General features: G+C 67.7%; 20 protein-coding genes, 2 pseudogenes and 2 riboswitches. Of the genes and pseudogenes, 14 read left to right on the top strand and 8 right to left on the bottom strand.

Annotated features, from left to right (window positions below):
* Positions 1-22: 22 nt before the first annotated feature.
* Together ORI27_RS05325 and ORI27_RS05320 are read right to left on the bottom strand one after the other, a co-directional pair.
* The gene (locus ORI27_RS05325; RefSeq protein WP_323055558.1) at positions 23-1,939 is read right to left on the bottom strand and encodes an ABC transporter ATP-binding protein/permease; all 1,917 of its coding nucleotides are present in this window, start codon (positions 1,937-1,939) and stop codon (positions 23-25) included.
* A 135-nt stretch (positions 1,940-2,074) separates the two neighbouring features.
* Positions 2,075-2,209 carry a hypothetical protein gene (locus ORI27_RS05320; protein WP_265995512.1) on the bottom strand — a complete coding sequence of 45 codons (135 nt, stop codon included), beginning with the start codon at positions 2,207-2,209 and terminating at the stop codon, positions 2,075-2,077.
* 23 nt (positions 2,210-2,232) lie between these two features.
* Here ORI27_RS05320 and secA2 point away from each other — a divergent pair, with 23 nt between their 5' ends.
* The 11 genes from secA2 (at position 2,233) to gcvP (ending at position 13,614) form a co-directional block, all read left to right on the top strand.
* The gene (gene secA2, locus ORI27_RS05315) at positions 2,233-4,566 is read left to right on the top strand and encodes an accessory Sec system translocase SecA2 (protein WP_265995511.1); all 2,334 of its coding nucleotides are present in this window, start codon (positions 2,233-2,235) and stop codon (positions 4,564-4,566) included.
* A gap of 9 nt (positions 4,567-4,575) precedes the next feature.
* Positions 4,576-5,181 (top strand): CDP-alcohol phosphatidyltransferase family protein, encoded by a 606-nt coding sequence (locus ORI27_RS05310; protein WP_265995510.1) that lies wholly within the window; start codon positions 4,576-4,578, stop codon positions 5,179-5,181.
* A complete protein-coding gene (locus ORI27_RS05305) occupies positions 5,165-6,079 on the top strand; it encodes a DUF881 domain-containing protein (protein WP_265995509.1) in 915 nt (304 codons plus the stop codon). The genes ORI27_RS05310 and ORI27_RS05305 overlap by 17 nt, the downstream gene beginning before the upstream one ends.
* A gap of 45 nt (positions 6,080-6,124) precedes the next feature.
* Positions 6,125-6,457 carry a small basic family protein gene (locus ORI27_RS05300; protein WP_265995508.1) on the top strand — a complete coding sequence of 111 codons (333 nt, stop codon included), beginning with the start codon at positions 6,125-6,127 and terminating at the stop codon, positions 6,455-6,457.
* Positions 6,420-7,241 carry a DUF881 domain-containing protein gene (locus tag ORI27_RS05295; protein WP_265995507.1) on the top strand — a complete coding sequence of 274 codons (822 nt, stop codon included), beginning with the start codon at positions 6,420-6,422 and terminating at the stop codon, positions 7,239-7,241. Before ORI27_RS05300 ends, ORI27_RS05295 begins: the two co-directional genes overlap by 38 nt.
* Positions 7,242-7,263: 22 nt before the next feature.
* The gene (gene gcvH / locus ORI27_RS05290) at positions 7,264-7,659 is read left to right on the top strand and encodes a glycine cleavage system protein GcvH (protein WP_265995505.1); all 396 of its coding nucleotides are present in this window, start codon (positions 7,264-7,266) and stop codon (positions 7,657-7,659) included.
* Positions 7,660-7,815: 156 nt separating this feature from the next.
* The gene (gene garA / locus ORI27_RS05285) at positions 7,816-8,301 is read left to right on the top strand and encodes a glycogen accumulation regulator GarA (protein WP_265995504.1); all 486 of its coding nucleotides are present in this window, start codon (positions 7,816-7,818) and stop codon (positions 8,299-8,301) included.
* A complete protein-coding gene (gene ftsR / locus ORI27_RS05280) occupies positions 8,301-9,032 on the top strand; it encodes a transcriptional regulator FtsR (protein WP_265995503.1) in 732 nt (243 codons plus the stop codon). The genes garA and ftsR overlap by 1 nt, the downstream gene beginning before the upstream one ends.
* A 49-nt stretch (positions 9,033-9,081) precedes the next feature.
* Positions 9,082-9,576: a bifunctional nuclease family protein gene (locus ORI27_RS05275; RefSeq protein WP_265995502.1), complete on the top strand. Its 495-nt coding sequence runs from the start codon at positions 9,082-9,084 to the stop codon at positions 9,574-9,576.
* 229 nt (positions 9,577-9,805) lie between these two features.
* Positions 9,806-10,453 carry a MerR family transcriptional regulator gene (locus ORI27_RS05270; protein WP_265995501.1) on the top strand — a complete coding sequence of 216 codons (648 nt, stop codon included), beginning with the start codon at positions 9,806-9,808 and terminating at the stop codon, positions 10,451-10,453.
* Between the two features lie 53 nt (positions 10,454-10,506).
* Positions 10,507-10,604, top strand: a riboswitch (glycine riboswitch).
* Positions 10,605-10,711: riboswitch (glycine riboswitch) on the top strand.
* A gap of 41 nt (positions 10,712-10,752) precedes the next feature.
* The gene (gene gcvP, locus ORI27_RS05265; RefSeq protein ID WP_265995500.1) at positions 10,753-13,614 is read left to right on the top strand and encodes an aminomethyl-transferring glycine dehydrogenase; all 2,862 of its coding nucleotides are present in this window, start codon (positions 10,753-10,755) and stop codon (positions 13,612-13,614) included.
* 80 nt (positions 13,615-13,694) lie between these two features.
* On the opposite strand, the gene ORI27_RS05260 is transcribed toward gcvP, so the two are convergent.
* Complete coding sequence (locus ORI27_RS05260) at positions 13,695-14,006, bottom strand: hypothetical protein (protein WP_265995499.1); 312 nt, start codon at positions 14,004-14,006, stop codon at positions 13,695-13,697.
* A gap of 100 nt (positions 14,007-14,106) precedes the next feature.
* On the opposite strand from ORI27_RS05260, the gene ORI27_RS05255 reads away from it, so the two are divergent.
* Together ORI27_RS05255 and ORI27_RS05250 are read left to right on the top strand one after the other, a co-directional pair.
* Positions 14,107-14,400 (top strand): hypothetical protein, encoded by a 294-nt coding sequence (locus ORI27_RS05255; RefSeq protein WP_265995498.1) that lies wholly within the window; start codon positions 14,107-14,109, stop codon positions 14,398-14,400.
* Positions 14,401-14,449: 49 nt separating this feature from the next.
* Positions 14,450-15,325, top strand: coding sequence for an alpha/beta fold hydrolase (locus ORI27_RS05250; RefSeq protein ID WP_265995497.1), 876 nt, complete (start codon positions 14,450-14,452; stop codon positions 15,323-15,325).
* 6 nt (positions 15,326-15,331) lie between these two features.
* On the opposite strand, the gene ORI27_RS05245 is transcribed toward ORI27_RS05250, so the two are convergent.
* The 3 genes and pseudogenes from ORI27_RS05245 to ORI27_RS05235 all read right to left on the bottom strand — a co-directional run bounded on the left by ORI27_RS05245 (position 15,332) and on the right by ORI27_RS05235 (position 20,451).
* The gene (locus tag ORI27_RS05245; RefSeq protein WP_265995496.1) at positions 15,332-17,257 is read right to left on the bottom strand and encodes a substrate-binding domain-containing protein; all 1,926 of its coding nucleotides are present in this window, start codon (positions 17,255-17,257) and stop codon (positions 15,332-15,334) included.
* 24 nt (positions 17,258-17,281) lie between these two features.
* A pseudogene (locus tag ORI27_RS05240) lies at positions 17,282-19,508 on the bottom strand (malate synthase G).
* Between the two features lie 19 nt (positions 19,509-19,527).
* Positions 19,528-20,451: a 3-methyladenine DNA glycosylase gene (locus tag ORI27_RS05235; RefSeq protein ID WP_265995494.1), complete on the bottom strand. Its 924-nt coding sequence runs from the start codon at positions 20,449-20,451 to the stop codon at positions 19,528-19,530.
* A 138-nt stretch (positions 20,452-20,589) separates the two neighbouring features.
* Between ORI27_RS05235 and ORI27_RS05230 the strand changes: the two are divergent.
* Positions 20,590-21,303: pseudogene (locus ORI27_RS05230) on the top strand (potassium channel family protein); the annotation flags it as partial.
* Between the two features lie 75 nt (positions 21,304-21,378).
* On the opposite strand, the gene ORI27_RS05225 reads toward ORI27_RS05230, so the two are convergent.
* Positions 21,379-22,434 (bottom strand): hemolysin family protein, encoded by a 1,056-nt coding sequence (locus ORI27_RS05225; RefSeq protein ID WP_265995493.1) that lies wholly within the window; start codon positions 22,432-22,434, stop codon positions 21,379-21,381.
* Complete coding sequence (locus ORI27_RS05220; RefSeq protein ID WP_265995492.1) at positions 22,434-23,795, bottom strand: hemolysin family protein; 1,362 nt, start codon at positions 23,793-23,795, stop codon at positions 22,434-22,436. Before ORI27_RS05220 ends, ORI27_RS05225 begins: the two co-directional genes overlap by 1 nt.
* Positions 23,796-23,813 lie beyond the last annotated feature (18 nt).

The following is a 23,813-nucleotide window of genomic DNA, read 5'->3' as shown; positions in this document are numbered from 1 at the left end:
CGTCGGCGGGGTGTGGGCCGGCCTACACCGTGGCCGGTTCGTTCCCCTCGACGTGGCCCAAGCGCCATTCGCCCTGCCCGAGCAGCTCCAGGTGCCGGTCGTGGTGCTGTTCGACGGTGCTGCGATGGCTCACGCTGACCAGGATGGTGTTCGGCAGCTCGGTGCGGACCATGTCGTAGAGGGCGAACTCGAGGCCCTCGTCGAGCGCGGAGGTGGCCTCATCGAGGAAGACCGCCTTGGGTCGGGTCAGCAGCACCCGGGCGAACGCGATGCGTTGCTGCTCACCCGGGGAGAGCACCTTGGCCCAGTCCTGGACCTCGTTGAGGCGGATGGTCAGGTGTGACAGTGCGACCTTGGTCAGCGAGCGCTGCAACTCGTCGTCGGTGATCTCCCCGGACGTGGCCGGGTAGGACACCACGGTGCGCAGATCGCCCAGCGGCACATAGGGCATCTGGGACAGGAACATCGTGTCGTGCTCGTCCATCGGGCGGCACAGGGTGCCCGAGGTGTACGGCCACAGCTGGGCCAGACTGCGCAGCAGCGTGGTCTTGCCCGCTCCCGACGCTCCGGTGATCACCAGCGTCTCGCCCGGTTCCAGCCGCAGGTCGATCGGGTCGACCAATTGACTGCCGCTGGGTGTGCGGACCTCCACCCGGCGCAACTCCACCGAGCCGTCGAGGGTGGGAAGAGTGGTCAGTTTGGGCAGCTCGCGGGCCTCGGCGTTGGTCTCCACCAGTCCGTGCAGACGGATGATGGCCGCCCGGTAGGAGGCGAACGAGTCGTAGGCGTTGCGGAAGAACGACAGCGAGTCGTGGATGGCGCCGAACGCACTCGACGACTGCGTGACGTCGCCGAGGTCGATCTGACCGGCGAACAACCGCGGTGCCTGGATCACCAGCGGCAACGGGTTGATGATCTGGCTCATCGACAGGTTCCAGCCGGTCAGCGCGATGGTGCGGTTCACATACCTGCGGTAGTTGGTGATGATCTCGGCGAACTTGGTGCGAAGCAGGCCCCGCTCGGCGTTCTCGCCGCGGTAGAAACCGACCGCCTCGGCGGCGTCGCGCAGCCGCACCAGGGCATAGCGGAAGACGGCGTTGGTCAGCTCGTTGCGGAAGCTCAACCGGATCAGCGGGTGGCCGATCCAGAACGCGATGATGGTCGCGAAACTCACGTAGGCCAACACCACCCAGAACAGCGCGTGGCCCAGGGTGAACCCGAGGATCGTCAGCGGACCCGACAGGTTCCACAGGATCACCGTGAACGAAACGACCGTCACCAGCGAATTGATGGCCCCGAAGATCAGCGTGCTGGAGCTGCCGATCATCGGCTGGTTCGGCGAGGAACCCACCCCGGCGGTGAAGATGTCGATGTCCTGCTGGATGCGCTGATCGGGGTTGTCGATGTCACTGTCGGTGAACCGGGTCCGGTAGTAGGCGTGGTCGTCGAGCCAGTCGCAGGTGAGCCGGTCGGTGAGCCACACCCGCCACCGGATGATGAACCGCTGCATCAGGTAGATGTCCAGCATCACCCGGCTGATGTAGATCGTCGCCAGGATGGCGAACAGGATCAGTGCTCCCCAGAAGCCGCGAATGCCGGACTCGCGGATCTCTTCGTTGCCGCCGCCGGCGCCCTGGAAGGCCACCTGCAGGGCGGTGAACAGGTCATTGCTGTAGTAGCTGAGAAGCACGTCCAGGCGCACCGAGATGATCGTCGACAGCAACAGCACGCCGACCCAGATCCAGACTCCGATGCTCTGCCGGCCCTTGAAGTAGTCGCCGGTGATCCGCCAGTACTGCCGACCCCAGACGGTGTAGCGGGCCAGCAGAATCAGCACAACGAGGCTCAGGGCGGCACTGATGGCCCACGCTTTGGAAATCCAGATCAAGGACGGGACGAGCTCGTGTCCCCAGTCCATCGATGGGGTGAACTTCTCCAACGCGCTTCTCCTCCTGCGGCGGCGTCGCGAACGACGACCGGACCGGTGGCTTTCCCGGCGAACCTACCCTTGCATCCCGGCCTGGGCGCGCGACCGTGTCGGATGCCTAGCGAAATGTGAACTTCAGTGCCGCCGTCAGGTCCCCCCACGGGGCGAATCGCGGGCCGCGAAGCAAAGATAACCGTCGGGCCTGATGACGAACACCGCACTCGGCCCCGGCCGGTATCTGGTGGCGAACTCGCCGGCGATGAACACGTCGACATCGGTCATGGCGCCGACGGTACCGTTGACCCGTGGCGAAAGATCGCAAGAACAGCGCTGCTGGACCAGGCCGCTTCAGCCGGGGTTTCTGGCGCCTGCTGGGTGCCAGCACCGAGAAGACCAAAGCCGAATCGATGGCCGAGGTGGCGGCCTCGGCCGAGTTCGACGACAAGGCCGGCGGCCTCGACGATGAACAGCTGGTCAAGGCCGCCCAGCTGCTGGAGCTCGACGACCTCGCCGCCGCCGCGGACATCCCCCAGTTCCTGGCCATCGCCCGGGAGGCCGCCGAGCGGAAGACAGGCCTGCGTCCGTTCGACGTGCAGTTGCTGGGTGCGTTGCGCATGCTCGCCGGGGACGTCGTCGAGATGGCCACCGGTGAGGGCAAGACCCTCTCGGGTGCGATCGCCGCCGCCGGCTACGCCCTGGGCGGGCGCAACGTCCACGTCGTCACGATCAACGACTACCTGGCCCGCCGCGATGCGGAGTGGATGGGTCCGCTGATCGAGGCGATGGGCCTCACAGTCGGCTGGATCACCGCCGAGTCGAGCGCCGAGGAACGCCGTGCCGCCTACGAGTGCGACGTCACCTACGCGTCGGTCAACGAGATCGGCTTCGACGTGCTGCGCGACCAGCTGGTCACCGATGTCGCCGACCTGGTGTCGCCCAACCCCGACGTCGCACTGATCGACGAGGCCGACTCGGTGCTCGTCGACGAGGCGCTGGTGCCGCTGGTGCTGGCCGGCACCACCCACCGCGAGACTCCGAAGGTCGAAATCGTCCGTCTGGTAGGAGATCTGACCGCAGGGACGGATTACGACACCGACGCCGACAGCCGCAACGTCCACCTCACCGAGGACGGGGCCAAGAAGCTCGAGGCGGCCCTGGGCGGTATCGACCTGTACTCCGAGGAGCACGTCACCACCACGCTGACCGAGGTCAACGTCGCCCTGCACGCGCATGTGCTGCTGCAGCGCGACGTGCACTACATCGTCCGCGACGGTGCGGTGCAGCTCATCAACTCCTCTCGCGGCCGGATCGCCTCGCTGCAACGCTGGCCCGACGGCCTGCAGGCGGCGGTGGAGGCCAAGGAAGGTATCGAAACCACCGAGACCGGTGAGGTGCTCGACACCATCACGGTGCAGGCCCTGATCAACCGCTACCCGACGGTGTGCGGGATGACCGGGACCGCACTGGCCGCCGGCGAGCAGCTACGCCAGTTCTACAAGCTGGGCGTCTCACCGATCCCGTCGAACGCTCCCAACATCCGCGAGGACGCCGCCGACCGGGTCTACATCACCGCGGCGGCCAAGACCGAGGCCATCATGGAGCACATCATCGAGGTCCACGCCACCGGCCAGCCGATCCTGGTCGGCACCCACGACGTCGCCGAATCCGAAGAACTGCACGAACGGCTGATCCGCCGCGGCGTTCCCGCCGTCGTGCTCAACGCCAAGAACGATGAGGAAGAGGCCGTCGTCATCGCCGAGGCCGGCAAGCTCGGCACGGTCACCGTCTCCACCCAGATGGCCGGCCGCGGGACCGACATCCGCCTCGGCGGCTCCGACGAAGCCGATCATGACAAAGTCGCCGAACTCGGCGGGCTGCACGTCATCGGCACCGGGCGCCACCGCACCGAACGCCTGGACAACCAGTTGCGCGGGCGCGCCGGGCGCCAGGGTGACCCAGGTTCATCGGTGTTCTTCGCCAGCTGGGAGGACGACGTCATCGTCGCCCACCTCGACGAGGGCAAGCTACCGATGGACGCCGACGACACCGGCAAGATCACCAGCCCCAAGGCTGGCGCCCTGCTCGACCATGCCCAGCGGGTGGCCGAAGGCCGGCTGCTCGACGTGCACGCCAACACCTGGCGGTACAACCAGCTCATCGCCCAACAGCGCGCGATCATCGTCGAGCGCCGCAACACCCTGCTGAGCACACCGGCGGCCCGCACCGAGCTCAAGGACCTGTCGCCGGACCGCTACGAGGAGCTGGCCGAGCGCTCCAGCGAGGAGCAGCTGGAGACGATCTGCCGCCAGATCATGCTCTTCCACCTCGACCGTGGCTGGGCCGATCACCTGGCCTATCTCGCCGACATCCGCGAGAGCATCCACCTGCGGGCGCTGGGCCGGCAGAACCCGCTCGACGAGTTCCACCGGATGGCCGTCGACGCGTTCGCGAATCTGGCCGCCGACGCGATCGAGGCCGCCCAGCAGACGTTCGAGACCGCCAACATCCTCGACGAGGAGCAGGGGCTGGACCTGTCGAAACTGGCCCGCCCGACCTCCACCTGGACCTATATGGTCCACGACAACCCGCTCAACGACGACACCTTGTCTGCGCTGAGCCTGCCCGGGGTTTTCCGTTAGGTTTTGTCCATGACGGAAGCAGCCCGGGACCGGGTGCTGACGATCCCGAACGTCCTGTCGGTGATCCGGCTCGTCCTGGTGCCGGTATTCCTGTACCTGCTGCTGGTCACTCATGCCTACGGTTGGGCGGTCGCGATCCTGATGTTCAGCGGCTTCTCCGACTGGGCCGACGGCAAGATCGCGCGGCTGGTGGCCAATCAGTCGTCGAGGCTGGGCGAACTGCTCGACCCGCTGGTGGACCGCATCTACATGTTGGCGGTTCCGCTCGGACTGGGCTTCGCCGGTGTTGTGCCGTGGTGGCTGGTGGTCGCGTTGATCGGCCGCGACCTCGTGCTGGCGGCAACCCTGCCGGTGGTGCGCAGCCGTGGGTTGACCGCGCTGCCGGTCACCTACATCGGCAAGGCGGCGACGTTTGCGCTGATGTCCGGTTTCCCGCTGGTGCTGCTGGGGCAGTGGGATGCGACGTGGAGCCGGGTGATCGGGGCCTGCGGCTGGGGATTCCTGATCTGGGGCGTCGGGATGTACCTCTGGTCGGCGGTGCTCTACCTGCTGCAGGTGCGGCTGGTGGTGACGACTCTGCCCAAGGTGGGCGTCAACAATGCCCGGACAACCTGATCCCGCGCTCGGCGGCTACGACCCTCGGGCCGGGCTCCGCGGCGACCAGCAGTGGGCATCACGGATCCCGCTGCCGTCACTGCTGCGATCCCTGCTGACCGAGCACCTCGATCCCGGCTACGCAGCCGCCGCGGCGGAGCGGGAACGCACCGGACAGTCCCGCCGTCCGGTCGCCGACCGGGCCTGGCAGGCGCTGGCCGCCCTGCTGATCGCGGTGGTTTTCGCCGCCGCGGTGGCCCAGGCGCGATCCACCGCACCCGGGGTGAATGCCGCCCAGCAGGTGCTTGCCGCCAGCGTCCGATCGGCCGAGGGAACCACCGACCGGCTCACCCGCCGCCGTGATGATCTGGCCACTGAGTACGACGACGTGCAGCGTCGGCAGCTGCGTGACGACGCCACCGGACGTGATCTCCTCAGCCGGCTGGACGCGCTGAGCCTGGCCGCGGCCACCACCGCCGTCATCGGACCCGGCTTGACGATCACGGTGACCGACCCCGGGATGACCCGCGATCTCACCGACGTCTCCAAGCAACGCGTCCCCGGCAGCCGTCAGGTCATCCTCGACCGCGATCTGCAGTTGGTGGTGAACTCACTGTGGGCCAGTGGGGCTGAGGCGATCTCGGTCGGTGGGGTGCGGATGGGGCCGAACGTGACGATCCGCCAGGCCGGTGGCGCGATCCTGGTCGACAATCACCCGATCAGCAGCCCATACACGATTCTCGCGGTGGGGCCACCGAGCGGCATGCGGGATACGTTCGATCACAGCAGCGGCCTGCAGCGGCTGCGGCTTCTGGAAGCGTCTTACGGCGTAGGTGTGAGTGTGGCCACCGGTGACGGCCTGTCGGTGCCCGCGGGCGCAGTTCGAGAGATTAAATTTGCCAAGCAGATCGGGCCGTAGGGGTCCGGTGGGCAGGAGCGGAACGACCCGGGGAGAGGGAGAGGCATGATCGGAATCGCCGCACTCATCGTCGGCATCGTGCTGGGCCTGGTCTTCCACCCGAGCGTTCCCGAGGTCATCCAGCCATACCTGCCGATCGCCGTCGTGGCCGCGCTCGACGCGGTGTTCGGCGGGCTGCGCGCGTACCTGGAGCAGATCTTCGATCCCAAGGTCTTCGTCGTGTCGTTCGTGTTCAACGTGCTCGTCGCAGCTTTGATCGTCTACGTGGGGGATCAGCTGGGCGTGGGCACCCAGCTCTCGACGGCGATCATCGTGGTGCTGGGCATCCGCATCTTCGGTAATGCCGCTGCCCTGCGGCGCAGGTTGTTCGGGGCGTGAGGTGACCGAGGGGGAGCGCCACGACGCCGAGACCGAGCACGGCCGCCACGAGCTGCCGAGCGACGCCGCCGCGCCGGTGCGGCCGCCGCGATCCCGCTCTCAACTCGTGTTCGGCGCCCTGGGGGTGTTGCTGTGCCTGGTGCTGGGTGTCGGCATCGCTACGCAGGTCCGGCAGACCGAGTCCGGCGACGCGCTGGATACCGCCCGTCCGGCCGATCTGCTGGTGCTGCTGGATTCACTGCAGCAGCGTGAGGCCGCCCTGAACACCGAGGTGGCCGAGTTACAGCGCAATCTCGCTGCCATGCAGAGCGCGGGCACTAGCGATCAGGCCGCGATCCAGAACGCCCAGGCCAGGCTGGCCGCCCTGTCGATACTGATCGGCACGGTCGGTGCGACCGGGCCGGGGGTGAGCATCACCATCAGTGATCCAGGACCGGGTGTCGCGCCCGAAACCATGCTCGACGTCATCAACGAGCTGCGGGCCGCCGGCGCCGAGGCGATGGAGATCCGATCCGGCCGACGGGCAGTCCGGATCGGAGTCGACAGCTGGGTGGTCGGCAGCCCCGGCGCGCTGGAGATCGACGCGCAAACTTTGAGCCCACCGTATTCTGTTCTGGCCATTGGTGATCCGCCCACCCTGGCCGCGGCGATGAATATCCCGGGCGGTGCCGTCGACAGCGTCGAACGGGTGGGCGGGCAAATGACCGTCGCGCAGTCCGACCGGGTGGACATCACCACCTTGCGGCAACCGAAAGCACGCCAATACGCTCAGCCCGTCAAATGAGCGTCCGACACCGAGGAGCACTGTGAGCGAAATCCCAGCCGACCTGCGCTACACCACCGAGCACGAGTGGGTGCGGCGCACCGGTGACGACACCGTGCGCGTCGGGATCACCGACTTCGCCCAGTCCTCGCTGGGCGACGTGGTGTACGTGCAGCTGCCCGACGTCGGCAGTGATGTGACGGGCGGCGAGTCCTTCGGCGAGGTCGAGTCGACCAAATCGGTCTCGGACCTCTATGCGCCGGTCTCGGCCAAAGTGATTGCGGTCAACGGCGATCTGGAGGCGAATCCGGGGCTGGTGAACTCCGATCCCTACGGTCAGGGGTGGTTGTTGGACTTGCAGGTCGACGGCGATACCCTCGAACAGGGGTTGGCGGCGTTGCTGGACGCGGACGCCTATCGGGGCACAGTGACCGAATGACCTTGTTAAGGTGCCTGCCAACCACCGATCCGGCGGTGGTGGGCACAACGGCGACCTCAGCGCGGTACGGTCGACGTAATTGATGGTTGAGGCGGACGGGCGCCTTGTGCGGGCACCCCGCCAAGTATCGCCACGGCAGTCAGTGAGGAGCAGCGGGTGACGGACAAGGACCAGAACTCTGGGGCGGACCAGACGTCTGATGAAGTCACCGTGGAGACGACATCCGTCTTCCGCGCCGACTTCCTCAACGAACTGGACGCCCCGGCGACCGCCAGCGGTGAGAGCGCCGTGTCCGGGGTGGAGGGTCTCCCCGTCGGCTCGGCGCTGCTGGTCGTCAAGCGCGGGCCGAATGCCGGCTCGCGGTTCCTCCTCGACCAGCCGACGACGTCGGCCGGCCGCCATCCGGATTCCGACATTTTTCTCGACGACGTCACGGTCAGCCGCCGGCATGCCGAGTTCCGGTTGGACGGCAGCGAATTCCAGGTCGTCGATGTCGGCAGCCTCAACGGCACCTACGTCAACCGCGAACCCGTCGACTCGGCCACCCTGGCCAACGGCGACGAAGTCCAGATCGGCAAGTTCCGCCTGGTGTTCCTGACCGGGCCGAAGCCGGCCGACGACGAAGGCGGTCCAGGAAGCTAGTGACCGCACCCGATACTCCCGCGCTTGCCGGGATGTCGATCGGAGCGGTCCTGGACCTGCTACGACCGGACTTCCCGGACGTGACGATCTCCAAGATCCGGTTCTTGGAAGCCGAGGGTCTCGTCACGCCGGAGCGCAGCGCATCGGGGTATCGGCGGTTCACCGCCTACGACTGTGCGAGGTTGCGGTTCATCCTGACCGCCCAGCGCGATCACTACCTGCCGCTGAAGGTGATCAAAGCGCAGCTCGACGCCCTGCCGGATGGCGAGTTACCACGCGTCGGATCGCCTTACGCCGTACCGCGTTTGGTCACGGTGTCTGCTGACGCTCAATCGGACGGCGACGACGGGGCACGCGCCCAGGTCCGCCTGAGCCGCGAGGATCTGCTGGCGCGGTCCGGGGTCGGCGAAGAATTGGTGGTCGCGCTGTGCAAGGCGGGCGTGATCACCACCGGTCCGGGCGGGTTGTTCGACGAGCATTCGGTGGTCATCGCGCAATGCGCGCGGGCGCTGGGAGAGTACGGCGTGGAACCGCGGCATCTGCGGGCCTTCCGGTCGGCGGCCGACCGGCAGTCCGACCTGATCGCACAGATCGCCGGCCCGGTGGGCAAGGCGTCAAAGACCGGCGCGCGCGACCGCGCCGACGACCTGGCGCGCGAGGTCGCGGCCCTGGCGATCACCTTGCACACGTCGCTGATCAAATCCGCTGTGCGAGACGTTCTCGACCGCTGAGGACTAGACTCGCCACTGATGGCACAACCGGCGCGGAGGTCAGACACAGATGGGTGAGGTGCGTGTGGTTGGCATTCGTGTCGAGCAGCCCCAGAACCAGCCGGTTTTGCTGCTGCGGGAGTCCAACGGTGACCGTTACCTGCCCATCTGGATCGGCCAGCCCGAGGCCACCGCGATCGCCCTCGAACAGCAGGGGGTCGAGCCGACCCGGCCGCTCACCCATGACCTGATCCGAGATCTCATTGGCGCACTTGGACATTCGCTCAAAGAGGTGCGCATCGTGGATCTGCGGGAAGGCACCTTCTACGCCGACCTGATCTTCGACCGCGACATCAAGGTGTCGGCGCGGCCCTCGGACTCGGTGGCCATCGCGCTGCGGATGGGTGTGCCGATCTACGTGGAGGAAGCGGTGCTGGCCGAGGCCGGGCTGCTGATCCCCGACGAGAACGACGAGGAATCCAGCGGTGCCGTCCGCGAGGACGAGGTCGAGAAATTCAAGGAATTTCTCGACAGTGTCTCGCCGGACGATTTCAAAGCCACCTGACCGGGTATCCGCCCGTGGCCGGTGAACGCCAAGATCACGGATGCGTCTCACGGTTCGACACGCGCGGCGGATGACGGGACGCACGCGCGCCGGCAGCCATACTTTGATTGCGACGACGAGCACGGCTGCCCGTCGACAAGCGTATGCTCGGTGGACTCGGACTGGGGACTTACGCGGTTGGTGGGGCAGTCTCAGCGGGCCATAGGTTCGAACGGCGAGAGGAAGCATCGTGGGCGAGCAGCCACGTCAGGGACAACTGGACCTTGCTGGCACGACGTCTGGTTCCGAGGGCCGCTTCGAAGCGGATTCGACCGCGGGCGCCCTGCCGGCGGGTGAGCCGGTGCAGCCTGGCCTGTTCCCCGACGACTCGGTTCCCGACGAACTCGTCGGCTACCGCGGCCCGAGTGCCTGCCAGATCGCCGGAATCACCTACCGTCAGTTGGACTACTGGGCCCGGACTTCGCTGGTGGTGCCGTCCATCCGCGGCGCGGCCGGTTCCGGCAGCCAGCGGCTGTACTCGTTCAAGGACATCTTGGTCCTCAAGATCGTCAAGCGCCTCCTCGACACCGGCATCTCATTGCACAACATCCGGGTGGCCGTCGACCACCTGCGCCAGCGCGGGGTGCAGGATCTGGCCAATATCACGCTGTTCTCCGACGGCACAACGGTCTATGAGTGCACGTCGGCCGAAGAGGTCGTCGACCTGTTGCAGGGCGGTCAGGGTGTGTTCGGCATCGCGGTCAGCGGTGCGATGCGGGAGCTCTCCGGCGCCATCGCGGACTTCCCCGGCGAGCGGGCCGACGGGGGCGAGTCGATCGCTTCGCCCGAAGACGAGCTGGCCTCGCGGCGCAAGAGCCGCGACCGCAAGATCGGCTAGATTTCCCGCTGCTCGCCGGTGACAGTGCCCGGCGGCTAGAATCTTTTCTGTATCGCCCTCGCGCGGGAGAGCTTCGTGGCAGCCAGTCACGAACGCCGAAGGAGCAACACCTCTCCGTCAACCTCTCAGGCCCCAGGACCGCGCGTGGCCACGATGCCTCTGGAAAGCGGTGACCTCACGGTCGCCCGCCCATGGGGAAAGGCTCGCGAAGCCGAATCTCTCAGGCGCCCGGTCCGGGTCGACGACAGAGGGAGGGGACGCCGCTGACGGCTGCGTCCGCCCGAGCCAGGAGACCACTCGTGTCCGATCCCACCCAGCCCGCGTTCGCCGATCGCCATATCGGACCGGATTCCGAGGCGACGGCAACCATGCTCGACGTCATCGGCGTCGCCTCGCTCGATGACCTGGCGGCCAAGGCGTTGCCCAGCGGCATCCTCGACGCACTGGCCGCCGACGGCCTGGCCCCCGGCCTTGATCAGCTGCCCACCGCGGTCGGCGAACACGAGGCGCTGGCCGAGTTGCGGGCGCTGGCCGACACCAACACCATCGCGGTCTCGATGATCGGGCAGGGCTACTACGACACCCTGACCCCACCGGTGCTGCTCCGCAACATCTTGGAGAACCCCGCCTGGTACACCGCCTACACGCCGTATCAGCCGGAGATCAGTCAGGGCCGGCTCGAAGCGCTGCTGAACTTCCAGACCATGATCAGCGACCTCACCGGACTCGAGGTCGCCAACGCCTCGATGCTCGACGAGGCCACCGCGGCCGCCGAGGCAATGACGCTGATGCATCGCGCGGTTCGTGGGCCGGCCAACCGGCTGGCCGTCGATGAAGACCTGTTCGCGCAGACGGCGGCCATCCTGGCGACCCGCGCCGAGCCGCTGGGCATCGAGATCGTCACCGCCGACCTGCGCAACGGGCTGCCCGAGGGCGAGCTCTTCGGCGTCATCGCGCAGCTGCCCGGGGCCAGCGGCCGGGTGGTCGACTGGTCGAAGCTGGTCGAGCAGGCCCACGAGCGCGGTGCGCTGGTGGCGTTGGGCGCCGACCTGCTGGCGATGACGCTGATCGCCCCGCCGGGAGAGTTGGGTGCCGACGTGGCGTTCGGCAGTGCACAACGATTCGGTGTGCCAATGGGATTCGGCGGACCGCACGCCGGCTACCTGGCGGTGCACTCCAAGCACGCCCGCCAGCTTCCCGGCCGGTTGGTCGGGGTGTCGGTGGACTCTGATGGGTCTGTGGCGTTCCGCTTGTCGCTGCAGACCCGCGAACAACACATCCGCCGGGACAAGGCGACCTCCAACATCTGCACCGCCCAGGTGCTGCTGGCGGTGATGGCTGCGATGTATGCCAGCTACCACGGCCCGGACGGCCTGACCGGGATCGCCCGCCGGGTACACGGGCACGCGCGCGCCCTGGCGGCCGGGCTGAGCGCGGCGGGCGTCGAGGTGGTGCACGACAGCTTCTTCGACACCGTGCTGGCGCACGTCCCGAACCGGGCCGCCGCGGTGCAGGCCGAGGCCAAGGGCCGCGGCATCAACGTCTGGCGGGTCGACGCCGACCACGTGTCGATCGCCTGTGACGAGGCCACCACCGGCGCACACGTCGCCCTGGTGTTGGAGGCCTTCGGCGCATCGACCGCCGGTGCTGCGGCGCCGGCTGGCAACTACGCGGGGCCCGAGATCGACTCGCGAACAAGTGAATTCCTCACCCACCCGGCATTCCACCGGTACCGCACCGAGACCGAGATGATGCGCTACCTCCGGATGCTGGCCGATAAGGACATCGCGCTGGACCGCAGCATGATCCCGCTGGGCTCGTGCACGATGAAGCTCAACGCCGTCGCCGAGATGGAGTCGATCACCTGGCCCGAGTTCGGCCGTCAGCATCCGTTCGCCCCGGCCGGTGACACCCCGGGGTTGCGCAAGCTGATCGCCGACCTGGAGAACTGGCTGACCGGCATCACCGGGTACGACGCGATCTCGTTGCAGCCCAACGCCGGATCACAGGGCGAGTACGCCGGCCTGCTGGCCATCCGGGACTACCATCTGAGCCGCGGCGACGGTGGTCGCGACGTCTGTCTGATCCCATCGAGTGCGCACGGGACAAATGCCGCGTCGGCGGCCATGGTCGGCATGCGGGTGGTCGTGGTGGCCTGCCGGGACAACGGTGACGTCGACCTGGACGACCTGCGGGCCAAGGTCGCCGAGCACGCCGAGCGGCTGGCCGCGCTGATGATCACCTACCCGTCCACGCACGGGGTGTACGAACACGACATCGCCGACGTCTGCGCGGCGGTGCACGACGCCGGCGGGCAGGTCTACATCGACGGCGCCAACCTCAACGCCTTGGTGGGGCTGGCCCGGCCGGGCAAGTTCGGCGGCGACGTCAGCCATCTGAACCTGCACAAGACGTTCTGCATCCCGCACGGCGGAGGTGGACCCGGCGTCGGACCGGTGGCGGTGCGTTCGCACCTGGCGGCGTTCCTGCCCGGCCATCCGCTGGCCGAGGAACTGCCGACGGGACACCCGGTGTCGGCGGCACCGTACGGATCCGCGTCGATCCTGCCGATCACCTGGGCCTATATCCGGATGATGGGCGGCGACGGCCTGCGCAACGCGACGCTGACGGCGATCGCGTCGGCCAACTACATCGCCCGGCGCCTCGACGAGTACTACCCGGTGCTCTACACCGGTGAGAACGGCATGGTGGCCCACGAGTGCATCCTCGACCTGCGCGGCATCACCAAGACCACCGGAGTCACCGTCGACGATGTGGCCAAGCGGTTGGCGGACTTCGGTTTTCACGCACCGACGATGAGCTTTCCGGTGGCGGGCACACTGATGGTGGAGCCGACGGAGAGTGAGAGCCTGGCCGAAGTGGACGCGTTCTGCGAGGCGATGATCGCGATCCGGGCCGAGATCGACAAGGTCGGCTCGGGGGAGTGGTCAGTTGATGACAATCCGCTGCACAACGCGCCGCATACCGCCGAGTGCCTACTGGTCGAGCAGTGGTCTCACCCGTACACCCGTGAGCAGGCGGCCTATCCGCTGGGCAAGCATTTCCGCCCGAAGGTCTGGCCGCCGGTGCGCCGGATCGACGGCGCGTACGGCGACCGGAACCTGGTGTGCTCCTGCCCGCCGGTGGAGGCGTTCGCCTGATTCGCTCGTCGAGTCAGACCTCAGAGCGAGGATTCCGCCGCCGCCGAAATTTCGCCCTCAGTTCTGAATCAACGGCTGAACTACGGGGCGTAGCAGGGCTCGGCGCCGGGGGTGTAATACTGCAGCCCGGTCGGCGAAATGCACGGGGCCTCACCGGGGAATGAGGGAACCAGCGAGTACGCGTAGTTCTCCGGAAAGCCGTACCGCGCCCAGTCTCCGGCCACCGCCGCACCGATGGCATCACCGGCGATGCCCGGGGTGCACCCGCCCACGTTCACGTGCCGGCCACCGATATCGCCGCATATGTCGGCTTGCGCCACCGGGGCGAACGCCGTGGGGATTGCCGCCAGCGCGGCGACGCTCAGCAGAATCGCTGCAGATTTCTTCGACATGTCGTCATTGTCGCAGGCGAGCAGGCCTGCGTTACACGAATGCTTCCCCTCGCGGAAAAGTAGACTCGGCCGTGCGTTCGGCCTTAGTGGAAGGAGCCCGGTGACCCTCACACTGCGCGTCATCGTGACAGCGTTGATGGCCCTGACGTTCGGGTTGTGGGCTGGCCCGGTGGTCGGTGCCCATACTTCGCTCATCGCGTCAGCCGCGGCCGCACCGAGCGTGACGGCTGCACCGCCAGCGGCCGCGGAGCCCACAGGATCGGACACCGCGAGGTCGATGCTCTACGCGGGCATCGCTGGTTTGGCCGTCGGTGGCGTGATCGCCTTCTGGCAGTCCCGGAAACGCCGGCGGGACAACGTCGGAAAGTCTGACGAGGAACGGGATTCGCCCTGACCGAGGGTCGGCGCCTCCAACAACCATCCAGTGCTGATAGCGTCGCCCTGTGCTGCCCGCCAGCGTTCGCCAATGGCAAGAAGGTGGACGGCTGCTGTCCACCAGTGCGGGAAACGTCTTCGTCCGCTCACGATCCGGCTCCGCCGAACGTCCCGCCGTCCTTATGCTGCACGGCTTTCCGTCGAGCTCGTATGACTTCCGCGGCGTCGTCGACCGGTTGGGTGACCGGGCCTGGCTGGCCCTTGATTTTCTCGGGTTCGGGCTGTCCGACAAGCCTCGGCCGCACCGCTACAGCCTGCTGGAGCAGGCCGACATCGTGTCGGAGGTTGTCGCCGACGTCGCCCCCGGGCCGGTGGTGCTGCTCGCCCACGACATGGGGACTTCGGTGGCCACCGAACTACTGGCACGGGACGTCTCCGGCGCACTGCCCTTCGAGCTACAGCGCGCCGTGCTCACCAACGGCAGTGTGATCATCGAACGGGCCAGCCTGCGTCCCAGCCAGAAGATCCTGCGCGGCCGGTTCGGGCCGCTCTTCGCGCGGCTCACCAATGAACGCGGCTTCCTACGTGGCTTCGCCAAGCTGTTCAGCGCCGCGCACCCGCTGTCCGCCGACGAGGCCGAGGCTCAGTGGGCGCTGCTGGCCCGCGACGACGGCCACCGCATCCTGGACCTGCTGTGCGCCTACCTCAACGAGCGGGTGCGCTTCGCCCCGCGCTGGCACGGGGCCGTGCGGGACTGGGACAAGCCACTGGGATTCCTGTGGGCCACCGGTGATCCCGTCGCCACCACCGAGGTGCTGGCCGGCCTGCGGGAGCTGCGGCCCGCGGCTGAGGTGATCGAACTGCCCGGGATCGGCCACTACCCGCAGATCGAGGTGCCCGACGAATTCACGGCGGGCGTAGTCGAACTCCTGGCCCTGGACTGAGTTCGGTCAGGACAACAGCGTCGTCACCGCGGTCGCCAGGTCCGGTGAATCCGAGGTGGCGACGTTCTGGTAGGTCCCACCCGAGGCCTGTGTCACCGCCTCCCACGTCTCACGGTCCGAGTCGTCACCGATGTCGATGACGTTGATCGCCACCGGTCTGGCCGGATCGACGGCGGACTTGACATACTGCACGAGTCCCGGCCCGTCCAGGGTCTGGTCGGTGTGCGGGCCCTCGGTGATCACCAGCACCGAATTGGCTTGTCCCTGGCGGAAGTTGGCCAGGGCATCGCCATACACCAGTCGCAGCGTGGTGAACGACACCGCGCCGCTGCCGGACGGCGTGAGGCCGGTCAAGGTGCCGGTCAACGCGGCTGAGCGCGGCTGGCCGTCGACCTGATCGCTCACCGGACCCATCGGCACCGCCGAGCGGCCCTCGACCCCGTTGAACGTCCACAGTCCCACGGCGGCATTCGGCGGTAGCGCACCGATGCGGTTGGCCAGTGCGGTCACCACATTGGCCAGCCGGGACCTACCGCCCTCGTCGGCGCCCATCCCCTGGTCGAGCATGATCGTGGTAGCCGAGCCGGTGGCCGGGGAGGACACCGCGGCGGCCAGGGTGGCGCGCACCGAGTCGTCGCCGACGGACAGCGGCGGACCCAGCGCGGGGAAGGTGACGACGTCGTTGCCCGGTGCGGTGGTGCCCTCGGCCCGGAATCCGGCTTTCGCCAGAGCGGTCAACTGCTCGGGTTTGCGCATGAACCGGGCGAACTCGCTGGCGGCGCTCACCTGCTCCCCGGACAGCCAGGTCCCGGACAACAGCACCGTGGGATAGTCGGCAACCGCGACCGGACCCGGGGGCAGCCATTCGGCGACGCTGTCCTTGGCGTCCGGTGTCGATGCCCGGCTGAACAGTTGCTGCTCGGTGGTCGCCACCGCGTGCACCGGTGCACCGGCCGGGTCATCGGGGCTGAGCAGCGTTGTGAACGCCGTGTCGGCGCTGTTGTCGGCCAGTTTGGGCTGTCCGGCCACCAGGGCGTTGACGGCGCCGAGGCCGGCGGTGGCCGGCGCCCCCGCCGGAGCCGACGCCGCCGCGACGGCCTCAGCGGTCAGGTAGGTGGCCCCGGCATTGCCCACCGTCGGCAGCGCGAGCCGCAGCGAACCCCAGCCGGGCAGGTTCAGCGCGTCCAGCGCCCCGGGGTCATTCTGCAGACCCGGCAATGCCGCCCAACCCTGTTGTGCCAATGCGTCTTTGAGCTGCGGGCGAACCGCCAGCACGACGGGCGAGCTGACCAGCGAGCGCGCGTCGCTGACGGCCTCCTTGCCGGCGGCGGCCTGAAGCCGCGCGGTCGCGATGGAACTGGCCGGTATCCACAGGGCTGGGCGTTCACCGAGATCTCCGGGCCAGTCGGCGACGAACCCGTCGACCACCTGATCCGAATCAGCCGCCGTCACGACCATCTTCACGCAGCGATCGCCGACCGGGGTGACGACGGCGTTGAAACTGTCGGCGAACTTGGTGACGTCGGCGGCGATCGACGGGTCGGCGACCACCCCGACGTTGACGGTGCCGTCCAGGCACTGCTGGGCGGCATCGGCCGACCGATGCGACAGTGCGTCGCCGAAGAACCGCCAGAGAATCACCGCTCCGACCACCACCACCACGGTGATCAGGGCGACGATCACCCCGATGCTCACACCGCGGCGGCCGCCCTCGCTGCGGTGACCGCCCTCGAACGCGGCGATCCTCCGTCGAGCGGTGTCGGTCAGCGGTGACGGCTGGTAATCGTCGTTGTCGGCACCGTCACCGGTGTCACCGTGATCGAAACCGTCACCGGGCCGGGCGAACCGGCCGGTGGGGCTTTCCGGTTGATCGGCAGGCTCGTCCCGATCTCCGAAGGACTCCCCGGGACCGGGTTTGCTGTGCCTGCCCATGGCGGTGCCTAATCCTCTTTCGTGTCAACGGTCGTGCGGTGCGGGCTTGCGATCAGGCGCCGATGCTGGCCTTGTACTCCCGGCGACGCCGATGCAGGATCGGCTCGGTGTAGCCGTTCGGCTGTGCCGCACCGGCCAGGATCAACTCCTGGGCCGCCTGGAAGGCGATGCTGCCCTCGGGATCCGGCGCCATCGGGCGGAATTCGGGATCTCCGGCGTTCTGGTCGTCGACCACGGCGGCCATCCGCCGCAGGCTCTCGCGCACGGTGTCCTCGGTGATGACGCCGTGCCGCAGCCAGTTGGCCAGCAGCTGGCTGGAGATACGCAGCGTGGCGCGATCCTCCATCAGCGCGATGTCGTGGATGTCGGGCACCTTCGAGCAACCCACACCGGCGTCGATCCAGCGCACCACGTAACCCAGGATCGACTGGCAGTTGTTGTCCACCTCTTCATGGATCTCCTCCGGCGACCAGGCCAGCTCGGCAGCCAGCGGGATCGTCAACAATTCGTCGAGGGTGGTGCGGGTCTTGCCGGCCAACTCCTTGTGTACCTCGTAGACGTCGACGTAGTGGTAGTGCATGGCGTGCAGGGTCGCCGCCGTCGGCGACGGCACCCACGCGGTGGTGGCACCGGCCTTCGGCTGCCCGATCTTCTGCTCGACCATGTCGGCCATCAAATCGGTCATGGCCCACATGCCCTTGCCGATCTGGGCCCGACCGGAGAACCCGGTCGCCAGGCCGACGTCGACGTTCTGGTCCTCGTAGGCCAGGATCCACGGCTGGGTCTTCATGGCGCCCTTGCGGATCATCGGGCCGGCTTCCATCGAGGTGTGGATCTCGTCGCCGGTGCGGTCCAGGAAGCCGGTGTTGATGAACGCCACCCGGTCGGCGGCGGCCTTGACGCATGCCTTGAGGTTGGCCGAGGTACGCCGTTCCTCGTCCATGATGCCGACCTTGATCGTGTTCTGCGGCAGGCCCAGCACATCCTCGACCCGACTGAACAGCTCACAGGTGAATGCCACCTCGTCGGGGCCGTGCATCTTCGGCTTCACGATGTAGATCGAGCCGGTGCGGCTGTTCTGCCTCGGGCTGCCGTCCTCGGCCCGCAAGCCGTGCAGCGCGATCAAACTGGTGAACAGGGCGTCCTGGATACCTTCGAAGATCTCGGTGCCTTCGTCGCCGTCGCCGGCCATGATGATCGCGTCATTGGTCATCAGATGCCCGACATTGCGCACGAACAGCAGGCTGCGGCCGGGCAGGCTGAACTCCGAGGAGTCGGGCGCCTTGTAGGTGCGGTCCTCGTTGAGCACCCGGGTGAACGTCTTGCCGCCCTTGCTGACCTCTTCGGCCAGGTCACCCTTGTTCAGGCCCAGCCAGTTGCGGTAGCCGAGAACCTTGTCGTCGGCGTCGACGGCCGCCACTGAGTCCTCGAAATCCATGATTGTGGTGATCGCGGACTCCAGCACCACGTCCTTGATGCCCGCCCGGTCGGTGGCACCGACGGGTGACTCGGGGTCGATCAGGACCTCGATGTGCAGGCCGTGGTTGACCAACAGCACCGACCACGCCGGTGAACCGAGCTCGCCGGTGTAGCCGACGAACTTCTCCGGGCTGGCCAGTTGGGTGGATTGCCCATCGCCCAGGGTGATCTCCAGCGCCCCGTCGGCGAGGCTGATTCCCGTCGCGTCGGCCCACGAGCCGGTCGCCAACGGAACCGCCTGGTCGAGGAAGTTGCGTGCGTAGGCGATGACCTTGTCACCGCGAACCTTGTTGTAGCTGCTGCCCGGTTCGGCGCCGTCCTCGGTGCCGATCACGTCGGTGCCGTAGAGCGCGTCGTACAACGAGCCCCACCGGGCATTGGCGGCGTTGAGCGCGAAACGGGCGTTGAGGATCGGAACGACCAGCTGCGGTCCCGCGGTGGTGGTGATCTCGTCGTCCACCCCGGAGGTGGTGATGGTGAAGTCGGCGGGCTCGGGCAGCAGGTAGCCGATGTCGGCGAGGAACTGCTGGTATTCGCCGGCGTCGATGCCGCCGATGATTCGCTGCCGGTGCCACTTGTCGATCTGCGCCTGCAGTTCGTCACGGCGGGCGAGCAGATCCTGATTCTGCGGGGTGAGGTCGGTCACGACCTTGTCCACACCGGACCAGAAGCTGTCGGGGTCGATCCCGGTGCCCGGCAGTGCCTCGTTGGTGATGAAGTCGTACAACACCTGCGCCACGCGCAGGTTGCCCACGGGCACACGATCGGTCATCTGTCCTCCCTCACGACAATCAATTCATCTTACCCGCAGGTAGGGACCCCTCCGACAGGCTGTCGTAGGCGGTGCAGGCCACACTCCGGCGCAAAAGCCGGTCACACCACGTCAGCAGTGCCCGGCGCAACGGTGCGGCGCGCTCACTGATACCTGTCTGGCGCCGCACGTATTCCGCTCGTCCGGCGGGTTCCTCGACGGTGATCGGCTCGAATCCCAGTCCGCTCAGATCGTAGGGGCTGGCCCGCATGTCGAGCTCGCGGGCCTCGGCGGCCAGCTGCAGACAGTCGACCAGCAGGTCCGATCCGACCAGCGGGCTGAGCTTGTAGCACCACTTGTAGAGGTCCATGTTGGCGTGCAGGCAGCCGGGCTGCTCCCAGTCCCGCTGGTCGGCTCGGCTGGGTGTCCCGCAGTTGCGGGGAGCTGCGTCGTCGGTGAAGAAGCGGTAGGCGTCGAAGTGGGTGCAGCGCAGCGACATCGATTCGACCACCGCGTCGGTGCCCGCGGAGCCCAGTCGCAGTGGCACCCGGCCGTGTCGGACGGCATCGGTGCGGTAGACCATGGCCCACTCGTGCATGCCGAAGCAGCCGAACTGGGGGGCGCGCCCCTGGGTGGATCGCAGCAAGTCGGCCACGAAGCGCACGGTCTCGAGCCGGGCCTTCAGATACGGCAGCCCGACTGTCACTCCGTGACCCGCGCGGACATAGCCGGCGCGATCCAGATACTCGTGCGCACCCGTCCCGGCCAGCACCGCGCCGAAGCCGGGGTGCCACACCCGCAGCTGACGGGGCCGCAGGCTGTAATAGCTGAACAGGAAGTCCCACACCGGGTGCGCCTCACCACGGCCGGACCGACGCTGGTGCGGCCCGGTGAAGGTTTCGACCCGGGAACGGTGTGTGGCCGCCAGCGCGGTCCATTCCGCCTCGCCGAGCACGTGTGGCATCGGGTGTCCTCCTCGGCCATCGACTTGCCGTGCCGGGACCCCACGCATTTTATCCGGGGCGCGACCAGCACACATGATCGAGGAGCAGAACGGGAACGCATAACGGGGAACCGGACCCGAATTACAGAGGATGAATCGATGGCGTTGCCCCAACCGCAGTCCCGACTGAACCGGTGGGAACAACGCTGCGAATGGCCGCTGGCCGCGGTTGCGGTGGTTTTCCTGGTGACGTACTCGCTGCAGGTGCTGGCCGAGCCTCGTGGTGCTGCCGGCGTTTGGCTGGACACTGCCATGTCGGTGCTGTGGGTGTTGTTCGTCGGCGACTACGTGATCCGGTTGGTGCTGGCCGAGGCCCGGCTGCGGTGGTTCTTCGGGCATCTGTTCGACCTGGCCACCGTCGCGCTTCCGTTCCTGCGGCCGCTGCGGGTATTGCGGCTGGTGTTGCTGGTGTTCACCCTGCAGCGGGCGTTCGGCAACGCGCTGCGCGGGCGAGTGGTGATCTATGCCACCAGTGTGGCGATCCTGCTGGTCTACGCCTCGTCGCTGGCGGTTCTCGACGTCGAGCGCGCGGTGGCCGGCGCGAACATCGTCACCTTCGGCGACGCCGTGTGGTGGGCGCTGGCCACCATCACCACGGTCGGATACGGGGACCTCTACCCGGTGACGGTTGTCGGCCGGCTCATCGCGGCCCTGCTGATGGTGGGCGGGATAAGCCTGATCGGTGTCATCACCGCCACGGTCGCGTCCTGGATCGTCGAGCGGGTGTCCGAGGACAACACCGCCACCAATGCCGCTACGGCAGACCAGATCGAGGCTCTGCGCGACGAGGTCCGCCGACTCAACGAGGCGCTGGCGGGCGCCCGGCGAACGGCGCGCATCCGTTTACGGGGCCCGGGCCCACCGGGCCGATGCCGCGGCGCGCCGCGGCTAGGCGCGATGCATCCCGTCGCGCACCGTGCCGACCAGATCCTCGACCAGGTCCTCGAGGGCGACCATCGCACAGAGGCTGCCATCGGCCGCGGTGACCACGGCCAGGTGGCTGTTGTCGCGGCGCAGCAACGACAGGGCGTCGGGCAGCGGCATGTCGGCGGCCACCCGGGGCAGTGGGCGCACCAACGCGACATCGACCACCGCATCGGGGTCGTCGATCTGGCTGAGCACATCTTTGATGTGCAGGTACCCGATCATGGTCCCGTCGCCGCCGACGACCGGAAAGCGGGAGTAGCCGGTTTCGGTGAGCGCCTGCTCGACCGCGCTGACGGTGGGACCGGCGCCGGGCCCGGCCACCGGTACCGCCCGGATTTCACTCATCGGAACCGCGACATCGTTGACGACGCGGTTGCGGATCTGCAGCGCGCGGGTCAGCCGCATGTGTTCTTCGGGATCCAGCAAACCCTCGGAGCGGGACTCGGCGATCATCTCCGCGAGCTCCACGGTGGACACCGTGACGTCGAGCTCGTCCTTGGCCTCGATACCGAAGATCTTCAGCGTGGTGTTGGCTGCCCAGTTGTAGAAGGCGATGAACGGCCGGGCGATCCGCACGTACACCAGATAGACCGGTATCACGAGCATCGCGGTCGTCTCCGGCCCGGCAATGGCGATGTTCTTGGGCACCATCTCGCCGAGCAGGACATGCAGCGTCACGACGATGCCCAACGCCACCACGAACGACACCGTGTGCAGAACGGCGTCGGGCACCCCGACCAGGTCGAAGGGCTTCTCCAGGAAGTGGGCCACGGCGGGTTCGCCGACCCGACCGAGCAGGATCGAGCAGACCGTGATGCCCAGCTGGGCACCGGCCAGCATCAGCGACAGTTGCTCGCCGGCCCGCAACACCGTAACCGCGCTGCGCTTGCCTTGTTCGGCAAGGGTTTCCAGCCGGTCGCGGCGCGCCGAGATCAGCGCGAACTCCGATCCGACGAAGAACGCGTTGGCGCCCAGCAGCGCGATCGTCAGCAGCACGCCCAAGATGTCGCCGCCCATCAGCGCTCCCCGTCGCCGTCACCGGAGCGGCCCACCTCGGTGAGCACGAGCTGATCGATGCGCCGGCCGTCCATCTCGATGACGGTGGCGCGCCAGCGGACCGGGTCGTCGAAGGGGCCGTCGGGATCGAAAGCCGACAGTTCCACCGATTCACCTGGCTCGGGGATGTGGCCCAGGGTCTCCAGCACCAGCCCGCCGATGGTTTCGTACTCACCTTCGGAGGCGCGGAAACCGGTCGCCTCGGCGACCTCGTCGATGCGCAGCAGGCCGGAGACCCGCCAGCCCTGGCCGGACTTCTGGAAGTCGGGTGTGGAGTCGTCGTGCTCGTCGCGCACGTCGCCGACGATCTCCTCGATCAAATCCTCCACGGTGACCATGCCCGCGGTGCCGCCGTACTCGTCGACCACCATGGCGGTCTGCAGGCCGTGCGCGCGCAGTTGAGCCATCAGGGCGTCACCGTCGAGGGTGGACGGCACGGTCGGCACCGGGATCGCCAACGACACCAGCTTGGTCGTCGACCGCTGGGCGGAGGGCAGGCTGAACACCTGTTTGACGTGCACGATGCCGATCGTTTCGTCGAGGTCGCCGTTGACGATGGGAAAGCGGGAAAAGCCGGTGTCGGCCGAGGCCGTCACCAGATCGGTGACGGTGTCGTCGGCGTCCAGCGCCTCGATCTCGGTGCGTGGCGTCATGAACTCCTCGGCGATCCGCGAGCCGAACTGCAGTGATCGGTTCACCAGTGCCGCCGTGGTCTCGTCGAGCGAGCCGTGCTCGGCCGAGTTGCGAACCAGGGCGCCGAGTTCTTCGGGGGAGCGCGCCGAGCGCAACTCCTCGGCGGGTTCGATACCCAGCCGGCGCAGGATCCAGTTCGCGGTGCCATTGGTGAGTTTGATCGCCGGGGTCATCACGGTGGCGAACGCCAGCTGGAATCCGGCCGTGGCCCGCGCGGTCGGCACCGGGCGCGCGACGGCCAGATTCTTGGGCACCAACTCGCCGAACACCATCGACAGCGAGGTGGCGATCAGGATGGCCAGCGCCAGTGCGATTCCCGGTACCGCGTTATCGGGCACGCGCAGCAGATCCAGAACCGGGTCGAACAACCGGGCGAGCACGGGTTCGGCGAGGTAACCGGTGGCCAGGGTGGTGATGGAGATGCCCAGCTGCGCGCCGGAGAGCTGGAACGACAGTGTGCGGTGGGCCCGCTGGACAAAATGGTCCCTGCGGTCGCCATCCCGGGCGTTGGCGTCGACGGTGCTGCGTTCGAGGGCGGTCAGCGAGAACTCGGCGGCCACGAACAATGCCGTCCCTAACGTCAGAATGACGATCGCCAGCAGGCTCAACGAGGTATAGAGGACGTTCACCGGGTTCGTGCCTTCAGG

Origin of the sequence: Mycobacterium pinniadriaticum (assembly GCF_026242045.1) — a bacterium.
Taxonomy (GTDB): domain Bacteria; phylum Actinomycetota; class Actinomycetes; order Mycobacteriales; family Mycobacteriaceae; genus Mycobacterium; species Mycobacterium pinniadriaticum.
The sequence above is the reverse complement of the archived record's forward strand: the minus strand, read 5'-3'. Positions and strand labels throughout refer to the sequence as shown.